Raw genomic sequence first — 17,820 nt, forward strand, 5'->3', positions numbered from 1 at the left:
CTTTGGTACAGGCATGCGGCGCCGGCGAATCGGCTATACCATGGCATGCGCCCACCGGGGCGCCAGCACACGTTTCATCCCGCAAACCGCGCGGACGCAGCCACGCCCGCCTGCTGATGGAGCCGCGCCATGCCCACCCGCCCTCGCCTGCCGGCCCTGCTGCCACTGCTACTGCTGGCCGCCTGCGCCACCCCGCCCAATAAGCCCTTCTCCGATTTCGACCAGGCTACCCGCAAGGTTCAACTAAGCACCGGCAATACCCTGGAGCGCATCCAGCACAACGCCCGCCTCAATGCGGTGCTCACTGCGCCCAACGCCCCGCTGAACCCGGACACATTCCGACTTCAAACCGGCAGCGGCGCTGGCTACGACCTGGCACCCGCACTGGGGCAGCTGCAGGCCACGCTGGACACGCTGGCACTGTACGCGCGCACCCTGAACGGCCTAGCCGGCGACCGGGAGGCCGAAGCCCGGGTCGATGCCGCCGCCCAGGATCTGGCCGACAGCATCCAGGATCTCAAGCGGCAAGGCGGCAACGAAGATGCCGCCAAAATACTCGCCACCGCCGCCGACGCGCTGGGCAGACAACTGACAGCCGCGCAACGCCAAGCCGCGCTGCGCAAGGTCATGGCGACAGCCCAGCCCGGGCTCGAACTGCTGGCCGACAACAGCCACCGCGCTCTGAGCATGCTGCCCGCCTATCTGACCGTGATCCGGGACAGCCTGCTGCGCCACGCCAACTTCAGCCGGCCGCCCTACGGCAGCTGGCAGCGCTATCAGTTCGACCTCGCCATCGCCGACAGGCTGCGCGAGCTCGAGCGGATAGAAGCCGCGCTGCAGGCCAGCGACCAGGCGATTCAGGGCTTCCCCGCCGCCAATCGCCAGTTGCTGCAAAACCTGGACGCGCCCGCCTCAAGTCTGCAGGCGCTACGCGCCTTCGCCGCCGAAGCGCGGCGGCTGCGCGATTTTTATCGCGAGCTGCCCGACAAATAATGAGCGAGCACCACTTCGAAATGCTCATGCACCACTGCAGCACATTCCGCTTTCTCGGCCACTTTCACCTTGTTTCGCCCTTGTTCTCAAGACCTTGAACGGGGCTCCAAGCATGGAGAACGAGCATGGACCAACACACAGCAGTCGAACTCGTCGGCGGACTGGCGTCGCGCATCAATAATCTGGCCGTCGCCAGCCTGGGCGCGGACAGCAGGACGCTGTTGGCGCAACAGGATGAACTGGCGAACCAGACCTTGGCGCTGATCGCCCGCGAACTGAACGCCGACACCGCCGACTTCCAAACCGCCATCGCAGCGCTGCAGGCGGCCATCGCCGCCGCCGACCAGGCCGCGCAGCAACTGCAACAGGTGGGCAGAGCCATAGGCCTGACCGCCAAGGCCATCTCCGCGGTCGCCAAGCTGCTGACCTGAGCTCCCTCATTTCGTCCAGCCATGAAAAATGCCGCCCCTGTTGCCAGGGGCGGCATTCCAAACTGTTCGCAGCTTTACGTCTAGCCCGTAACGCTTAGAACTTGTGTACGACGTTCAGACCGAAGGCCTTAACCTTGTCGGTGTTCTGGCCGTTGCTGTTCAGGAACGCGCTGTCAGCCTTGATTTCGCCGTACTGAGCGCCAACCACGGTGCGCTTGGACAGGCTGTAGTCAACACCCAGCAGGTACTGCTTGTAGCCGGTGTTGTCTTGGGTAGCGCCGTCAACTTTGTAGTCTTTGCCCTGAGCGTAGGTGAACTTGGGCATGAAGGCACCGATCTGGTAACCAGCGGTCAGCGCGTATTCTTGCGATTCGTACTTACGGCCATCGTTGATCACGACGTCGGAAGCACCCTTGTTCAGGAAGCTGTACGGGGTAACGGAGTAGTCACCCTTGTCATTGCGGTAGCCCAGCGCCACGAAGATATTGTTGGCGTTGTAGCCAGCTTCGATGCGGTGCTTGTTGTTGGCCTTGCTGCCAGCGTCAACTGCAACGGCAATCGGGCTTTCGTGGATGAACTGGTACTTGCCGAAGAAGCCGCTGTTCTCGTAGGACAGGCCCAGGTTGTACATTTCACGGTCGGCGCCGTTGGTGTTGCCAACAGCTTGCTTGTTCTCTTTGGTGCCGTACAGGAAGGCAGCCTTGAAGCCAGAGAATTCCGGGGTGTCGAAACGCACGGCGTTCTTAACATAGCCGTCGTCGCGGGTGAAGGCGTTCAGTTGCAGCGCGTTGCTGCTGCTTTCCCACGGGTTAACCTGAGCCATGTCGGACTCGCCGTAGGTGGACAGGTGGCCCAGACGGAAAGTACCGAAGTTGGAGGACAGACCAACGAAGGATTCGCGGCTGGCGAAAGTGCCGCTGCTGTCGCCGGTGCGGCTTTGGCCGTCGATGCCGAAGCCGGTTTCAACTTGCCAGATGGCCTTCAGACCGTTGCCCAGGTCTTCATTGCCTTTGAAACCCAGGCGCGAGCCCAGATCATCGATATTGGTTTGCTTGGTAGCGTTGTTGCTGTCGACGTATTCAACGCCGCCTTTGATGGTGCCGAATACGGTTACATCGGCGAAAGCGGCTGCCGGCAGGGTGGCAACCATCAGGGCGATCAGACTTTTTTTCATGATTTGGCTATCCTTCTGTTTACTTAGGAAGTGAGCGAATACTAGTTCCTGTGTTTCACATTTGCAACTAGGCTTGCTAACTTGTGGTCATTAAACAACAGGTCGTGTCAAAAAAACAACAGATAACATCAGGCAATCAGACTGTAACGCAGCAGGAAAGTTGCAGCTCACAATTGTTAAAATCCATTAACTGCAAGCATTTGAGCAAAAAAAAGCCCGCTCGCGGCGGGCAAAGATTGGATAGACTTGACTCGAATTCAGAGAATCGAAAAAGAATCTGGAATCAGTGAATTCTGAACACGATTGTAATCGATCACTTTGTAAATGTCCATTTACAATAGCCTTATATTGTAAATAGAGTGTGAATACATCCCAATATTTAAGAATATCTGCGGTCATAACCCCGGCGGCACACAATACGGCAACATCGCCACGCCCAAAGCCGGGCACAAAAAAAGCCGCTACCGCGGCTGTTTCGACACACAACCCTCTTCAACACCGCAAAGGCAAACTCAGCAGCACACACAAGCCTCCTTGCGGACGATTGCTCAACACCAAGTTCCCGCCATGATCGCGCGCGATGGCGCGGGCAATCGCCAAGCCCAGCCCGCTGCCGCCGGTATGACGCGCGCGCGACCCTTCCAGCCGCACATAAGGCTCCATCACCCGTTCCAGATCGGCCTCGGCAATGCCCGGTCCATTGTCCTGGATCTTCACCTCGACGCATTCCGCCCGCTGCCGCAGGCTGACCTCGATCGCATCGCCGCCATAACGGCGCGCATTCTCCAGCAGATTGCCCAGACAGCGGCGCAGCGCGCTGACCTTGCCCATCACCGGCGGCGCCGGCTCGCTGTGTAGCTGAATATTGGAGCCCAGGGCCTCCATGTCTTCCACCACGCTCTCCAGCAAGGCGTTGAGATTGAGCTTCACCACGCCCTCGCTGCCACAGCCGCCGCGCAGATAGGTCAACGAGTCATTGATCAGCTGGTCCATTTCCAACAAGTCGCGCTCGATCGCCTGTTTCTCCGCGGACTCTTCCAAGCCTTCCAGACGCAGGCGAATGCGGGTGATCGGCAAGCGCAGATCATGCGACACTCCCGCCAGCATCTGACTGCGGGTTTTCAGCAGACGCTGCAACTCGGTCTGCATGCGATTGAAGGTCCTGGCCGCCTCCGCCACTTCCTCGGAGCCGGTCTCCGGCAATGGTTTCTGGTTTAGATTGCTGGCCAAGCCTCGAGCCGCGCGCGAGAACAGGTCCAGCGGCCGGATCAATTGCCGTACCGCCCACGCCCCCAGCAACGCGGCGGTCAAGGCCACCAGCAGCATCCAGGCCAGGATGCGGGCCGGCTGATCCGCCAGGGAGATCGGCCGCGAAGCGTTGAAGGTCAAGATCGTGCCGTCGCTCAACCTGGCTTGCACCGTGGCCAGATGCGTCTTGAATTCAGCCAGCGGCCCCAGCGCGCTCAATTCTTCGCTGACGATGGAGCCGGCGGCGCCGGCCTCGCGCGTGGGCGAGAAACTTTGCAGGCCGGCCCCGGCATGGTCCATCCAGGTGGCCCGCCCGCCTGCCGACGAGTCTTGCTGCTTGGACAGCACTTGCAGCGGATAGGGCTTGATCAGGTCGCGCCTGATCAATTGCTGAAACGAACGCCCATGCAGGCTCAGAGGCTGGTCCTGCGATTCCCAGAACCGGTCCATGCGCACCAGCAGCGTCGGCTGATTCAACGTGGAAATCACTTGTTCGCGATAATTGCTGGGACACTCGTCCAATAGATTGACGATGTCGGCGATATGCTGAGCGGTGTATTGCACCCGCAAGGAATTGCTGAGCCGGTCGCGGTCGCTGAGGATGAAGTAGATGCCCAAGGCGTTGGCCAACAGCAACCCGCCAACCAGGGTCAGCAGGATCTGGCCGTAAAGCGTGCGCGGCAACCACTTCATCGCAAGGCTTCCACCTCGCAGGCCAGCATATAGCCGCCGCTGCGTATGGTCTTCAACAAGGCCGGCTCGCGCGCGTCCTCGCCCAGGCGGCGGCGCACCCGGCCTATCATCACATCCACGGTGCGGTCGAAGGGCCCGGCCTCCTTGCCATTCATCGCTTCCATCAACTGATCGCGCGACATCACCGCGTTGGCGTGCTCCGCCAGGGCCTGCAGCAGCTTGAACTCGCCGCCGGACAGCGGCGTGACCACGCCGGCCTCGTCCAGCAGGTGCTGGGCGCCCAGATCCAGCGTCCAGCCGGCGAAACGCAGCCGGCGCACGCTGGCGGCATTCGCCGGCTGATCCGATACCCGCCGCAGAATGCTCTTGATCCTGGCCAACAACTCGCGCGGGCTGAACGGCTTGGTCAGATAATCGTCGGCCCCCATTTCCAGACCGATGATGCGATCCAGCTCATCGCCACGCGCGGTCAGCATCAGTATGGGCATGCAAGAGCGCTCGCGCAGATTGCGGCACAGAGTCAGGCCATCCTCGCCCGGCAGCATCAGGTCCAGGATCAACATATTGTAGTTTTGCGCGGCGATCGCCTGTTGCATCGCCTGGCCGTCACCGACGGCATCCACGGCGAAACCTTGCTTGCCCAGATATTCGCACAGCAGTTCGCGCAAGTCCGGATCGTCATCCACCACCAGCAGTCTTGGTAAATCGACAGTCATAACAGCTCATCTCCATTGCGGCTTTATTATTAGGATACCGCGCCCACCCGCGGGAGCCATGGAGAAATCGTGGCGAAATAGCCTGGGTTTACACCGGGTTTACAAAAAACGGCCCGACGCAAGCGCGCCGGGCCGGCAAAAGGCGGCTAGACCGTCTTTCAATCGTTGGGGTTCTGATCCCGCGTCTTGTGCAGCGAGTACAGCACGCCGGCCAGCAACAGGCCCAACGTCGCCGCCAGGGACCAGGCGGTGGGAATCTTGAAGCTCACCCAACCCACATCGTTGAAGAACACCAGCCCCACCTTGATGCCGATCAGCACCAGCACCAGCGACAAGGCGTACTTGAGGTAATGGAAGCGATGCACCATCGCCGCCAGCGCGAAGTACAGCGCGCGCAGGCCCAGAATCGCGAAGATATTGGAGGTGTACACCAGGAACGGGTCCTGAGTGATGGCAAAAATGGCCGGAATGCTGTCCACCGCGAACACCAGGTCGGCGCTCTCCACCATGATCAGCGCCAGCAACAGTGGCGTCGCCCACCATCCACGCGCCAGGCCGTGCGCCTCGCCGCGCACCAGGAACTGCTTGCCGTGCAGGTCCGGGGTCAGCCGCAGATGGCCACGCAGCCATTGATACATGCGGTTTTCCTGGATAGGCGCGTGTTCGTCATCGGAAAACAGCATCTTGACCCCGGTAACGATGAGGAACAGGCCGAACAGCACCAGCACCCACTGGAACTCCGCCACCAGCGCCGCGCCCAGGCCTATCATCAGCGCCCGCATCACGATGACGCCGAGAATCCCCCAAAACAGCACGCGGTGCTGGTATAGCCGCGGCACCGCCAGGCTGGAGAAGATCAGGGACATCACGAAGACATTGTCCATGGACAGCGACTTCTCCACCACGTAGCCGGTCAGATACTGCATGCCGGCATCCGCGCCCTGATACCACCAGATCCAGCCGCCGAAGGCCAGGCCGACGCCGATGTAGAAAGCCGACAGCATCAGGCTTTCCTTGACCCCGATCTCTTTTTCTTCCTTGTGCAAAACGCCCAGGTCAAAAGCCAGCAGCGCCAGCACAATGGCCATGAACATCAGCCACACCCACAAAGGATAGCCGGCAAAACCGGCGCTCAACCATTCCATACGCATTCCTTTTGGCAACAGAAAGGCCCCGGGCCGAGCAAACCGCCCCGGGGCCTGAATTCAAACCATCCGCCGCCGCTATCGCGACGGCGAATCAAGACTTAACGACCGTGTTCCAGCGCGCCGATGCGCTCCTCGATGCTGGGGTGGCTGGAGAACAGCGCCATCAGACCACCGCGCCCGCCGGAGATGCCGGAAGCCGCCATATTCTGCGGCAGGTCGCCGGCGGCGACGCCGCCGAGGCGGCGCAAGGCGTTGACCATGGGGCGCGCGCCGCCCAGCAGGGTCGCCGCGCCAGCGTCGGCGCGGAATTCGCGCTGACGCGAGAAGTACATCACGATGGCCGAGGCCAGGATGCCGAACACGATCTCACAGACGATGACGGTGACCATATAGCCTATGCCCGGGCCGCTGGACTGTTCGTCATTGCGGCGCAGAAAACTGTCCACCAGATAACCGACCACGCGCGCCAGGAAGAACACGAAGGTGTTGACCACGCCCTGAATCAGCGTCAGCGTCACCATATCGCCGTTCTGGATATGGGCGACTTCGTGCGCCAGCACCGCTTCCACTTCTTCTTCCGTCATCGAGGCCAGCAGGCCGGTGGACACCGCCACCAGCGAATTGGACTTGCTCGGGCCGGTGGCGAAGGCGTTCGGCTCACCCTCGTACACCGCCACCTCCGGCATCGGCAGATTGGCGCGGCTGGCCAGCTTCTGCACGGTATGCACCAACCAGCGCTCGGTTTCATTGCTCGGAGTTTCGATCACCCGCGCGCCGGTGCTCCACTTGGCCATGGTCTTGGACAACATCAGCGAGATGAAGGCGCCGCCGAAGCCCATCACTGCGGCGAAGCCCAGCAGCGTGCCCAGGTTCAGGCCATTGCCGGTCATGAAGCGGTTCAGCCCCAACAAGCTGGCCACAATGCTCAGCACCACCATCACGGCGATGTTGGTGGCGATTAATAGGATGACTCGTTTCATGGTGTTGGCCCTTGTTTAATTCGACGACATTCCGCGGAACGCCCGACACAGTGCATTCTAGACGCTGCGTTCCACAGAAAAAATCAAATATAATCAGAAAATACATCAAGTTTTTTCGAACAATCATGTCCGAACAGATCAACTTCAAGCATCTGCATTATTTTTGGGCGGTCGCCCATGCCGGCGGCGTCACCCGGGCTGCTGAACAGCTGGGGGTCAGCACCCAGACCGTCAGCGGCCAGATTTCACGGCTGGAGCAGAGCCTGGAGCGAACCTTGTTCCGACAACAAGGACGCCAGCTGGTTCTGACCGAAGCCGGCCACGTGGCGCTGCGCTACGCCGACCAGATTTTCATGCTGGGGGAGGAACTACAGGAAACGCTGGAAGACGCCCAACTGGATAAAACCATCCGCCTGGCGGCCGGAATCTCGGACGTACTGCCCAAAACCATCGCGCTACAACTACTGGAACCGGCGCTGCGGCTGGATGCCAAGGTCAGACTGCAATGCGGCGAAGGCGATTTCGACGAACTGCTGGCCGATCTGACCCGTCACCGGCTGGATGTGGTGCTGGCCGATCGGCCGCTGCCCGCCGGCGGCACCCAGGCGTTTCAGTCCTGGCTGCTGATGCGCAGCCCGGTGATGATAGCTGGCGCGGCCGCGCTGTGGCAGCGCTACGCCGCCGGCTTTCCCGACAGCCTCAATCAGGCGCCCATATTGCTGCCCAGCCGCCATCATGTGCTACGCAGCCAGTTGGACCAATGGTTCGAAGAACGCCGCATCAAGCCGGACATCGTCGCCGAGTTCGACGACGGTGCCTTGCTCGACGCCTTCGGCCGCCAGGGCTTCGGCCTGTTCCCCTCCACCGCCCATACCGGCGGCGACGCGCACATGCCGCAGGCGCTGGGCGAGATCGACGGCGTCTGGGAACATTATTACGCCATTGCCAACCGCCGTCGGCTGCAGCATCCAGGCGTGCAGGCCATGCTGCAGGCCGCCATCGAGGCAGCCCCGCTCTGAGCCGTTCAAACGAGACAAGACCTTATGGCTGAGAAAGCGGCATGTACGAATGCTACATAAGCATTTCGAAGCCGCTTTCAACGCCCTTGCCTAAAATTCCGCCGATACGCAGCAGACATTGAACAGGCTCTAAAAGCAAAAACCCCGGACAAGTCCGGGGTTTGACGACGCGGCGCTGGATTACTCGCCCAGATAAGCGTTGCGCACCCGTTCGTCGTTCAGCAGATCCTTGGCCGGGCCGCTCATGGTGATGCGACCGCTTTCCATCACATAGCCACGTTGCGACACTTCCAGCGCCAGCTTGGCGTTCTGCTCCACCAGCAGCATGGTGACGCCCTCCTTGGCCACCATCTGGATGATCTCGAAGATCTTTTCCACGATGATGGGCGCCAGGCCCATGGACGGTTCATCCAGCAACAACAGCTTGGGCTTGGACAGCATCGCGCGGCCCATCGCCACCATCTGCTGCTCGCCGCCGGACAGGGTGCCGGCCAATTGCTTCTGTCGCTCCTTCAAGCGCGGAAACAGCTCGTACACCCGCTCGGCTTCGCTCAGGATCGCGGCCTTGTCGTCGCGATAATAAGCACCCATCAGCAGATTCTCCTCCACCGTCAGCTTGGCGAAGATGCCACGGCCTTCCGGCACCATGGCCAAGCCATGACGCACGAAGTTGTGCGGCGCAATACTGGCGATATCCTTGCCATCGTACTGGATGCTGCCGCCGGATTTCTTCACCATGCCCACCAGGGTTTTCAGCGTGGTGGTCTTGCCGGCGCCGTTGGCGCCGATCAGGGTCACCAGCTCGCCCTGTTCGATGTGAAAATCGATGCCCTTGACCGCCTGAATGCCACCATAGGCCACTTGCAGGTTTTTGACTTCCAAAATGCTCATGCGTGTGCCGCTCCCAGGTAGGCCTCAATCACTTTCGGGTTTTTGCGCACTTCTTCCGGCACGCCCTCGGCAATCTTCTTGCCGTAGTCCAGCACCGCGATGCGGTCGCACAAGCCCATCATCAGCTTGACGTCGTGCTCGATCAGCAGCACGGTCACGCCGCCGTCCCGAATCTTGGACATCAGGGCTTTCAACTCTTCGGTTTCGCGCGGATTCATGCCGGCAGCCGGCTCGTCCAGCGCCAGCAGCTTGGGCTCGGTGGCCAGCGCGCGGGCGATTTCCAGACGGCGCTGATGACCATAGGACAGGTTGCGGGCGCGCTCATGAGCGACATCGGCGATGCCGACATATTCCAGCAACTCCCACGCCTTGTCGGTGATGGACCTCTCCTCCGCCATGGTGCGGCGGTCGCGCAGCACCGCGCCCAGCGCGCCGGCCTTGGAACGGATGTGACGCCCCACCATCACGTTTTCCAGCGCCGTCATTTCGGCGAACAGACGAATGTTCTGGAAGGTGCGGGCGATGCCGGCGGCCACCACCACGTGCGGTTTCTGCTGGAACAGATTGTGGCCGTCGAACTCGAACGCGCCCTCGTCCGGCACATACAGGCCGGTCAGCACATTGAACAGCGTGGTCTTGCCCGCGCCATTGGGGCCGATCAGGCCGTAAATCTCGCCCTTGTTGATGGTCAGCGCCACATTGTTGAGCGCGTGCAGGCCGCCAAAGCGTTTATGGATGCCTTCTATCTTCAGCAAAACTTCAGCCATGGCTCAACCTTTCTGCCCAGCGGTTTCTCTATCGTCACGGAACTCGGCTTTGCGACGCTTGGACGGCCACATGCCTTCGGGCCGCACCAGCATCATCACCACCATCGCCAGGCCGAACAGCAGCATGCGGGCGTTTTCCGGATCGATCAGCATTTTGCCGAAGGTTTTCATCTGCAACGGGCCGATCACGTCGCGCAGGATTTCCGGCGCGATGGTCAGCACCACCGCTCCCAGGATCACCCCCGGGATATGACCCATGCCACCCAGCACGATCATCGCCAGAATCATGATGGATTCCAGCAGGCTGAACGATTCCGGCGACACGAAGCCCTGAAACGAGGCGAACAGGCCGCCGGCCACGCCGCCGGACAAGGCGCCCAGCGCAAAGGCCAGCAACTTGATATTGCGGATATTGATGCCCATCGCCGCGGCGGCGATGTCGTCCTCGCGCAGGGCCACCCAGGCGCGGCCGATGCGCGAATGCTGCAAGCGCCAGGCCATGATCACCACGCCCACGGTCAGCACCAGGAACAGGTAGTAGTAAAGGTAGACGCTGTGGAAGCTGAGGCCGAACAACTCCATGGTATCGCCCAAGGACACGCCGCCCACCTTGATCGGGTCGATCAGGTTGATGCCCTGCGGACCGTTGGTGATGTTGACCGGGGTGTTCAGGTTGTTCATGAAGATGCGCACGATCTCCCCGAAGCCCAGCGTCACGATGGCTAGGTAGTCGCCCTTGAGCCGCAACACCGGCGTGCCCAGCAGAATGCCGCAGAAAGCGGCCAGCACCGCGCCCAGCGGAATACTGATGTAGAACGGCAGATGCAGGCCAAAGTGCGGAGAACCCAGCAAGGCGAAAGCGTAAGCGCCCACCGCGTAGAAGGCGATGAAGCCCAGATCCAGCAAGCCGGCAAAGCCCACCACGATGTTGAGGCCCAGCGCCAGCATCACGTAGAGCAAGGCGAAGTCGACGATGCGGACCCAGGAATTGCCCAGCACGCCGCCCACCAGGAAGGGCAGCACCGCCAGCGCCACCGCGGACAGCACGAACAGGCCGACTTTCTTGCCGGTGTCCATCTTATTGATATTGAGTGCCATGGTCATGATATGTCTGCTCCGGGATCAGGCACGATCGGCCATCTTTTCGCCCAGCAAGCCGGACGGACGGAAAATCAGCACCAGGATCAGCACCATGAAGGCGATGATGTCCTGATAGTTGGAGCCGAGGAAGCCACCGGTCAATGTGCCGATATAGCCGGCGCCCAGGCTTTCGATGATGCCCAGCAGCAAGCCGCCGGCCACCGCGCCGCCCAGATTGCCGATGCCGCCGAGCACCGCCGCGGTAAAGGCCTTCAGACCAATCATGAAGCCCATGTAGTAATGGGCCTGCTCATAATTGGTGGCGACCATCACGCCAGCCACCGCGCCCAGGCCGGAACCGATGACGAAGGTGGCGGAGATGATGGTGTTGACGTTGACGCCCATCAGGCCGGCCACCGCCGGGTTCTGGCTGGTGGCGCGCATCGCGCGGCCCAGTTTGGTGCGTTCCACCATCAGCAACAGACCGGCCATGATCACCAGGCACAGCACGATGATGGTGATCTGCAGCTTGGTGATGCTTGCGCCGAAGAAGGACACCACGTCGTGGTCAAGGATTTGCGGAAACGGAATATAGTTGCGTCCCCAGATCAGGATGGCCACCTGTTGCAGCACGATGGACAGGCCGATCGCGGTGATCAGCGGAGCCAGCCTTTGCTTGCCGCGCAGCGGGCGGTAGGCGATGCGCTCGACGGTGAAGCCTAGCAGCATGCAGGCGACAATCGCCACCAGCAGACCGATCAACACCAGGACCGGGCCGGGCAAGCCGGTGCCGGACAAGGCGTTGATGACGGAGATGGTGACCATGGCGCCGAACATCACCACTTCGCCGTGGGCGAAGTTGATGAGCCCCATGATCCCGTACACCATGGTGTAGCCCAATGCGATGAGCGCATAAATGCTACCCAGAACGAGACCGTTCAGGATTTGTTGCAGAAAAATGTCCACGTTGGGAGATCTCCTTTGTATTGACGACCGACAGCTTGCGGGGCTTCCCCTCTTATGGCTGCTGCCTGTTCTTAGTGCCCGGACGAGCCTTGATTATTTGGATTCTGTCAGACAGGCGAACGGATTATGGAGGCGTATTCAAGCGACTGTCAATCTTAAAGATTGGTTAAAACGGCACAAAATCAAGCTCATTTAACACAAACACAAGCATTTGATTTTATTGTGTTTTTTATGAAAATACGCGATTGACACCCAAAGAACTTTTGAATTTCTTTGGATAAAGAAAAACCCTCAGTCAGTAAGCCGTTTTTCAGATTTTGATCATGCTCCGACGCAAACCATGTTCACTTTCGAAAAGACAATAATCAAATAATTCGAATTGCAACATTCAAGCGCGCCCGCGATTCGAATGAATACAATCTCCTAAATTTAAAACATGCGCAAGGCAAAATAGGCAATGCCGACACGCTTGCGCATCAAGCAAGAACGAGGCCATCCAAACGCGCCCATCCGACATTTCAACTCTAGCCCTTTTATGGCTGAAACATAGTCGATCCGCTTGCTCTTGGCTGTAACAGTCTGCACGCCCCTCCCGCAAAAGCAGAGCCGGCAGCACCCACATCGCTGCCATCAAGCGCGCCTTCACTTCACTTGATCGTTTCAAGCAACAATCTAGTACGATTTAGATGGTTTATCATGATAACGCGCAGCCGCTATAGTGAGGCCTCGATACCCCCTCCCGGCCTGCTGCAGGCGCGGGCTTCATGGAGAATGACACGATGTTCCGCCCAACCCTGATCGCCGGCGCGCTGGCGCTGAGCGCCGCCGCCAGTCACGCCGCAGAACCGCTGCAACTATCCATCTACAATGCCGACGGCAATAGCTTCAATGTCAGTTCGGTGCTGGTCAGCGGCGCCAAAGACGCCATCCTGATCGATACCGGTTTCACCCGCGCCGACGCCTATCGCATCGCCGCCAAGGTGCTGGACAGCGGCAAGCAGTTGAAAGCCATCTATATCAGCCAGGCCGATCCCGACTACTACTTCGGCGCAGCCGAACTGAAGAAAATCTTCCCGCGCGCGGCCGTGCTCAGCAACGGCCCCACCCTGGCCAAGATCAAGGCCAATATCCAGGGCAAGCAGGCCTATTGGGGTCCCAAGATGGGCGACAACGCGCCAACCACCGCGCTGCTCCCGGAAGAGCTGAAAGGAGATCGCCTGGAACTGGAAGGCCAGGCGCTGGAAATCAAGGGCACGCGCGGCGTGCTGGCGCACCGCGGCTATGTGTGGATTCCGTCCATTCGCGCGATTGTCGGCAATGTTGGCGTCACCGGCGCCAGCATGCATGTCTGGACCGCGGACACCCAAAGCAAGGCGGAACGCCAGGCCTGGATCAAGCAACTGGATGAAATGGAAGCGCTGAAACCGGCCACCGTGGTGCCCGGCCACATGCAGGCCGGCGACAAGACCGACCTGAGCGCCGTGCGCTTCACCCGCCTGTATCTGCAACGCTTCGAAGCCAATCTGGCTACCTCGGCAAATAGCGGCGAACTGATCGCGGCGATGAAACGGGAATTTCCGCAGGCGGGCGAGGACATGTCGCTGGACATCGGCGCCAAGGTCAACAAGGGCGAAATGAAATGGTAAGCGTCGCCCCGCTCCGGCTGCACTATTTTTACGACCCGCTGTGCGGCTGGTGCTATGGCGCCTCGCCGCTGCTGCTGGCCGCGGCGGACTTGCCGGAAATCGAACTGCTGCTGCACGGCGGCGGCATGCTCAGCGCGCCGCACAACCGCCGCGTGAACATGGAATGGCGCGGCTATGTGATGCCGCATGATCGCCGCATCGCCGCTATCAGCGGTCAGCCCTTCGGCGACGCCTATTATGAAGGCCTGCTGCGCAGCGAAGCGCGGCTGGACTCCACCCCGCCCATCGCCGCCATCCTGGCCGCGCCCAAACTGGACATTGCGCCACAGCGCATGCTGGCCGCCGTGCAAGCCGGCCACTACCTGCACGGCCTGGAAATCGCCGACCCCGCCGTGCTCGCCATCATCGCCGCTGAGCTGGGCGCTGATGCCGGGCGCTTCGCCGATGCCTATGCCGCCGCGCTGGAACGCAGCGCCACCCATATTGCGCACAGCCGTCAACTGATGAACCGGCTGGAACTGCGCGGCTTCCCTTCCGCCGTGCTGGAACAAGACGGTCGCTTCGAGCAATTGGACCTGGGCGCCTACCTGGGCCGGCCGGAAGCGTTCCGCCAGTATTTACAGCAAAACGGCGCCGCCCGCGCCGAAACCGGCCAAGCGCCGCAGTGCGGGCTGGACGGCTGCTAAACGCTGACAAGCAGCCCGAAACACGGCGGCCCTCATCGAGGGCCGCCGTTTGCTTTTCCCCGCCGCGCGGCCATTGATGACAAACAGATTAACGGACGCTACAGTATTCGGTCAAACCAGAACAAATCGATTGTCTACACACCATTATGACTTGCCGAAATAGAGGGAATCTTTAGCGATGAAAATCATGGGATGCGCGCTCTACCTCAGCCTGCTCGCCACTGCGGCCCACGCCGCCGCCGGCGAAACAGACCCTTATCTATGGCTGGAAAACATCCAGGGCAAGCAGGCGCTAAGCTGGGTTGGAGAACAGAACGCGCGCACGCGCGCCGATCTGAGCCGGCAGGCCGACTACCCCGCGCTACGCCGGGACTTGCTGTCCATACTCGACTCCAATGACCGCATACCCGGCATCGAGAAGATAGGCGTGCTCTACTACAACTTCTGGCGCGACAAGGACCACCCGCGCGGACTGTGGCGGCGCACCACGCTGGATGAATATCGCAAGGCCGCGCCGCAGTGGGAAACCGTGCTGGATCTGGACCAACTGGCCAAGAAGGAGCAGGAGAACTGGGTATGGCAAGGCGCGGACTGCCTGCGCCCCAGCCAGGAACGCTGCCTGCTGCGCTTGAGCCGCGGCGGCGGCGATGCCGCGGTGGTGCGCGAGTTCGACCCCGCGGCCAAGGCCTTCGTCAAGGATGGCTTCCAGCTGCCGGAAGCCAAGAGCGAACTCAGCTGGCAGGACCGCGACACCCTGTACGTGATGAGCGACTTCGGCCCCGGCTCCCTCACCGACTCCGGCTATCCGCGCATCGTCAAGACCTGGCGCCGCGGTCAGCCGCTGGCCCAGGCGCAGACCGTGTTCGAAGGCCAGCGCGCCGATGTCTCGGTTCATGCCGCGCGGATAGAAACCCAGGGCCGCCGCTATGATGTGATCACGCGCGCGCCCACCTTCTTCAGCACCGAGGCGCGGCTGCTGGTGGACGGAGAATGGCGCAAGCTGGACAAGCCCGACCATGTCGGCATCGACTTTTTCGGCGACTGGCTGCTGCTGACGCCCAAGCTGGACTGGAAAATCGGCGATAAAACCTGGCGCGGCGGCTCGCTGCTGGCGATAGACAGCCGCGCCTATCTGGCCGGAGCGCGCGACTTCAGCCCCCTGTTCGAACCTAGCGACACCGTATCGCTGGCGAACCAGACCGCGACCCGCGACAGCCTGCTGCTGACCACGCTGGACAATGTCAGCAGCCGGCTGCGGGAGTGGAAAGTCGTTGACGGACACTGGCAGTCGCGGCCGGTGGCCACGCCGGCCTTCGGCAGCCTCACGGTCAGCGCCGTCGATCCCGACCACGACAACCGGTACTTCTACAGCTTCACCGACTTTCTGACGCCGCCAACGCTGGCCTTGGCCGAGGCCGGCAGCGATCAGCGCCAGGTGCTGAAACAGCAGCCCGGCTTTTTCGACGCCAGCCCTTACCGCGTCCAGCAATGGTTCGCCACCTCGCGCGACGGCACTCGAGTGCCCTACTTCCTGATCAGCCGCAAAGACCTCAAGCTGGACCGCACCAACCCGACGCTGCTGTATGGCTACGGCGGTTTCGAGGTCTCGCTGACCCCGCGCTACAACGGCGCGCTGGGCAAGGCCTGGCTGGAACGCGGCGGCGTCTACACGCTGGCCAATATCCGCGGCGGCGGCGAATACGGTCCGGCCTGGCATGAGGCGGCGCGCAAGCAGCGGCGGCAGAACGCCTACGACGACTTCGCCGCCATCGCCGAGGACCTGGCCAAGCGCGGCGTGGCCGACGCTCGCCATCTCGGCATCAAGGGCGGCAGCAACGGCGGCCTGCTGATGGGCGTGATGCTGACCCAGCGCCCGGAACTGTTCAATGCCGTGGTTTGCCAGGTGCCGCTGCTGGACATGCGCCGCTTCAATCAACTGCTGGCCGGCGCCAGCTGGATGGACGAATACGGCAACCCCGACCTGCCGGAAGACTGGGCCTATATCCGCCGCTATTCGCCCTACCACAACCTGAAGCCGGACACGCGCTACCCGGCCACCTTGTTCATGACTTCGACGCTAGACGACCGCGTGCACCCCGGCCATGCCCGCAAAATTCACGCGGCCATGCAGGCGATGGGCGCCGACGTGCGCTACTTCGAGCGCACCGAGGGCGGACACGGAGCCGCGGCCAACCATCAGCAGGAAGCCGATATCGCGGCGATGGAATACGCCTTTCTGCTACAGCAGTTGCGCTAAAAACCAGTTTACGTTCCGCTGCGCGTCGTGGGACGCTGAACGCGCTCTTTAAAAACGGCGCCAGCCAAGAAAAACCGCCTGCGGCCGAAACGGCGGCAGGCGGTTTGCGTTTGTAGCGTCGGCGCGTCAATCGTCGCCGGATTCGGCCCAGCTCGGATTGCGCTTGGCGATGAAGGCGCCCACGCCTTCCAATTGCTCGGCGCCGCCCATCAATTGACGCACCGCGGCGCGCTCGCGCTCCAGGTGCTGCGTCAAGGTCAGATTGGAGCTGTCCTCGATCAGCCTGCGCGCGGCGGCCACCGCGCCCGGAGCCTGGTTCGCCACCTTGTTGGCCAGGCTGATCGCCACGATCTTGGCGAAACCCTGGTCCACGATTTCTTCGATCAAGCCTATGCTCAGCGCCTTTTCCGCGGCCACCACCTCGCCGCCGAGAATGATGCGCTTGGCCCAGGACACGCCCACCTTGTCCGCCAGCGTCTTGGTGCCGCCCGCGGCCGGAATGATGCCCACCTTGGTTTCCGGCAGCCCCAGCTTGGCGCCGCGTTCGGCCACCATGTAATCACAGGCCAGCGCCAACTCCAGGCCACCGCCCAAGGCATAGCCGTTGATGGCGGCCACAGTGACGCCACGGTATTGCCGCAAGGCATGCAAAGCGCCGGCGAAGGCATCGAACACCTTGTCGGCCTCGGCCGCGTCGCCGGAAGCGAATTGTTTCAAGTCGGCACCGGCGGAAAAGAAGGTCTCTCCGGCGCCGGTCAGCACCAGCGAGCGCACTGCGGGGTCCGCATCCAGCGAGCGCACGGTGCTTGCCAGTTCATTCAGGCTCTCCGTGGTCAGCAGATTCGCCGGCGCATTCTTCAGCGTCACGATCGCAGACTGGCCCAGCCGCTCCAGTGTCAGATACTTGGCCATATTTTCCTCACTCTATCCCCATGGATTGCATCGCTGATGCATATGTTTTAGCCAGGCCGGCTGCCTGGATCCTTATGTGGAACCCATTGCGCATAGGTCCAAAGCCAAAGCAGCATTTTCTTTGCAAACTGACCTTTTGACCAGTAGTCAGTCAACAAGACCATCATTTTTTTTATAACTTTCTTTAAGACAATGCCAAGTAAAATTTTGTCA

Annotated in this window: 16 protein-coding genes; 6 read left to right on the forward strand and 10 right to left on the reverse strand. The window is 61.2% G+C overall.

What is annotated here, in order from left to right; all coding sequences use genetic code 11:
- Positions 1-129: 129 nt before the first annotated feature.
- Entirely contained in the window at positions 130-993 is an 864-nt protein-coding gene (locus tag LQT98_RS02405) for a Rossmann-fold NAD(P)-binding domain-containing protein (protein ID WP_231460997.1), read from the forward strand.
- Between the two features lie 125 nt (positions 994-1,118).
- Positions 1,119-1,424 carry a hypothetical protein gene (locus tag LQT98_RS02410; RefSeq protein ID WP_048407735.1) on the forward strand — a complete coding sequence of 102 codons (306 nt, stop codon included), beginning with the start codon at positions 1,119-1,121 and terminating at the stop codon, positions 1,422-1,424.
- A gap of 94 nt (positions 1,425-1,518) precedes the next feature.
- On the opposite strand, the gene LQT98_RS02415 is transcribed toward LQT98_RS02410, so the two are convergent.
- The 5 genes from LQT98_RS02415 to htpX all read right to left on the reverse strand — a co-directional run bounded on the left by LQT98_RS02415 (position 1,519) and on the right by htpX (position 7,383).
- Positions 1,519-2,598, reverse strand: a complete 1,080-nt coding sequence (locus tag LQT98_RS02415; RefSeq protein WP_048407734.1) for a porin — start codon at positions 2,596-2,598, stop codon at positions 1,519-1,521.
- A gap of 492 nt (positions 2,599-3,090) precedes the next feature.
- Entirely contained in the window at positions 3,091-4,539 is a 1,449-nt protein-coding gene (locus LQT98_RS02420; RefSeq protein WP_048407733.1) for an ATP-binding protein, read from the reverse strand.
- On the reverse strand, positions 4,536-5,255 hold the full coding sequence (locus LQT98_RS02425) for a response regulator (protein WP_048407732.1): 720 nt from the start codon (positions 5,253-5,255) through the stop codon (positions 4,536-4,538). The genes LQT98_RS02420 and LQT98_RS02425 overlap by 4 nt, the downstream gene beginning before the upstream one ends.
- A gap of 158 nt (positions 5,256-5,413) precedes the next feature.
- Entirely contained in the window at positions 5,414-6,400 is a 987-nt protein-coding gene (locus LQT98_RS02430; RefSeq protein ID WP_048407731.1) for a TerC family protein, read from the reverse strand.
- 101 nt (positions 6,401-6,501) lie between these two features.
- The gene (htpX, locus tag LQT98_RS02435) at positions 6,502-7,383 is read right to left on the reverse strand and encodes a protease HtpX (RefSeq protein ID WP_231460998.1); all 882 of its coding nucleotides are present in this window, start codon (positions 7,381-7,383) and stop codon (positions 6,502-6,504) included.
- 125 nt (positions 7,384-7,508) lie between these two features.
- Between htpX and LQT98_RS02440 the strand changes: the two genes are divergently transcribed.
- On the forward strand, positions 7,509-8,402 hold the full coding sequence (locus tag LQT98_RS02440; protein WP_231460999.1) for a LysR family transcriptional regulator: 894 nt from the start codon (positions 7,509-7,511) through the stop codon (positions 8,400-8,402).
- A gap of 180 nt (positions 8,403-8,582) precedes the next feature.
- Here LQT98_RS02440 and LQT98_RS02445 read toward each other — a convergent pair whose 3' ends face one another.
- The 4 genes from LQT98_RS02445 to LQT98_RS02460 are packed head-to-tail and all read right to left on the reverse strand — an operon-like array spanning position 8,583 to position 12,106.
- Entirely contained in the window at positions 8,583-9,293 is a 711-nt protein-coding gene (locus LQT98_RS02445; protein ID WP_048407728.1) for an ABC transporter ATP-binding protein, read from the reverse strand.
- A complete protein-coding gene (locus tag LQT98_RS02450) occupies positions 9,290-10,060 on the reverse strand; it encodes an ABC transporter ATP-binding protein (protein ID WP_048407727.1) in 771 nt (256 codons plus the stop codon). The genes LQT98_RS02445 and LQT98_RS02450 overlap by 4 nt, the downstream gene beginning before the upstream one ends.
- A gap of 3 nt (positions 10,061-10,063) precedes the next feature.
- Entirely contained in the window at positions 10,064-11,164 is a 1,101-nt protein-coding gene (locus LQT98_RS02455) for an ABC transporter permease subunit (protein WP_048407726.1), read from the reverse strand.
- Between the two features lie 18 nt (positions 11,165-11,182).
- Positions 11,183-12,106, reverse strand: a complete 924-nt coding sequence (locus LQT98_RS02460; RefSeq protein WP_231461000.1) for a branched-chain amino acid ABC transporter permease — start codon at positions 12,104-12,106, stop codon at positions 11,183-11,185.
- A 764-nt stretch (positions 12,107-12,870) separates the two neighbouring features.
- Between LQT98_RS02460 and LQT98_RS02465 the strand changes: the two genes are divergently transcribed.
- The 3 genes from LQT98_RS02465 to LQT98_RS02475 all read left to right on the forward strand — a co-directional run bounded on the left by LQT98_RS02465 (position 12,871) and on the right by LQT98_RS02475 (position 16,695).
- Positions 12,871-13,752: an MBL fold metallo-hydrolase gene (locus LQT98_RS02465; protein ID WP_231461001.1), complete on the forward strand. Its 882-nt coding sequence runs from the start codon at positions 12,871-12,873 to the stop codon at positions 13,750-13,752.
- The gene (locus LQT98_RS02470; protein WP_231461002.1) at positions 13,746-14,438 is read left to right on the forward strand and encodes a DsbA family protein; all 693 of its coding nucleotides are present in this window, start codon (positions 13,746-13,748) and stop codon (positions 14,436-14,438) included. The genes LQT98_RS02465 and LQT98_RS02470 overlap by 7 nt, the downstream gene beginning before the upstream one ends.
- 178 nt (positions 14,439-14,616) lie before the next feature.
- Positions 14,617-16,695, forward strand: coding sequence for a prolyl oligopeptidase family serine peptidase (locus tag LQT98_RS02475; RefSeq protein ID WP_231461003.1), 2,079 nt, complete (start codon positions 14,617-14,619; stop codon positions 16,693-16,695).
- A 126-nt stretch (positions 16,696-16,821) separates the two neighbouring features.
- Here LQT98_RS02475 and LQT98_RS02480 read toward each other — a convergent pair whose 3' ends face one another.
- Positions 16,822-17,607, reverse strand: a complete 786-nt coding sequence (locus LQT98_RS02480) for an enoyl-CoA hydratase (RefSeq protein WP_231461004.1) — start codon at positions 17,605-17,607, stop codon at positions 16,822-16,824.
- Positions 17,608-17,820: the final 213 nt, after the last annotated feature.

Origin of the sequence: Chromobacterium aquaticum (assembly GCF_021129195.1) — a bacterium.
GTDB classification, from domain to species: domain Bacteria; phylum Pseudomonadota; class Gammaproteobacteria; order Burkholderiales; family Chromobacteriaceae; genus Chromobacterium; species Chromobacterium aquaticum.

Excerpts from the sequence above, each read along its gene's own strand:
- LQT98_RS02410 (WP_048407735.1), top strand. The coding sequence starts at position 1,119 with ATGGACCAACACACAGCAGTCGAACTCGTCGGCGGACTGGCGTCGCGC.
- LQT98_RS02420 (WP_048407733.1), bottom strand. The coding sequence starts at position 4,539 with ATGAAGTGGTTGCCGCGCACGCTTTACGGCCAGATCCTGCTGACCCTG.
- LQT98_RS02440 (WP_231460999.1), top strand. The coding sequence starts at position 7,509 with ATGTCCGAACAGATCAACTTCAAGCATCTGCATTATTTTTGGGCGGTC.
- LQT98_RS02445 (WP_048407728.1), bottom strand. The coding sequence starts at position 9,293 with ATGAGCATTTTGGAAGTCAAAAACCTGCAAGTGGCCTATGGTGGCATT.
- LQT98_RS02405 (WP_231460997.1), top strand. The coding sequence starts at position 130 with ATGCCCACCCGCCCTCGCCTGCCGGCCCTGCTGCCACTGCTACTGCTG.
- LQT98_RS02480 (WP_231461004.1), bottom strand. The coding sequence starts at position 17,607 with ATGGCCAAGTATCTGACACTGGAGCGGCTGGGCCAGTCTGCGATCGTG.
- LQT98_RS02475 (WP_231461003.1), top strand. The coding sequence starts at position 14,617 with ATGAAAATCATGGGATGCGCGCTCTACCTCAGCCTGCTCGCCACTGCG.
- LQT98_RS02470 (WP_231461002.1), top strand. The coding sequence starts at position 13,746 with ATGGTAAGCGTCGCCCCGCTCCGGCTGCACTATTTTTACGACCCGCTG.
- LQT98_RS02425 (WP_048407732.1), bottom strand. The coding sequence starts at position 5,255 with ATGACTGTCGATTTACCAAGACTGCTGGTGGTGGATGACGATCCGGAC.
- htpX (WP_231460998.1), bottom strand. The coding sequence starts at position 7,383 with ATGAAACGAGTCATCCTATTAATCGCCACCAACATCGCCGTGATGGTG.
- LQT98_RS02465 (WP_231461001.1), top strand. The coding sequence starts at position 12,871 with ATGGAGAATGACACGATGTTCCGCCCAACCCTGATCGCCGGCGCGCTG.
- LQT98_RS02450 (WP_048407727.1), bottom strand. The coding sequence starts at position 10,060 with ATGGCTGAAGTTTTGCTGAAGATAGAAGGCATCCATAAACGCTTTGGC.
- LQT98_RS02430 (WP_048407731.1), bottom strand. The coding sequence starts at position 6,400 with ATGGAATGGTTGAGCGCCGGTTTTGCCGGCTATCCTTTGTGGGTGTGG.
- LQT98_RS02415 (WP_048407734.1), bottom strand. The coding sequence starts at position 2,598 with ATGAAAAAAAGTCTGATCGCCCTGATGGTTGCCACCCTGCCGGCAGCC.
- LQT98_RS02455 (WP_048407726.1), bottom strand. The coding sequence starts at position 11,164 with ATGACCATGGCACTCAATATCAATAAGATGGACACCGGCAAGAAAGTC.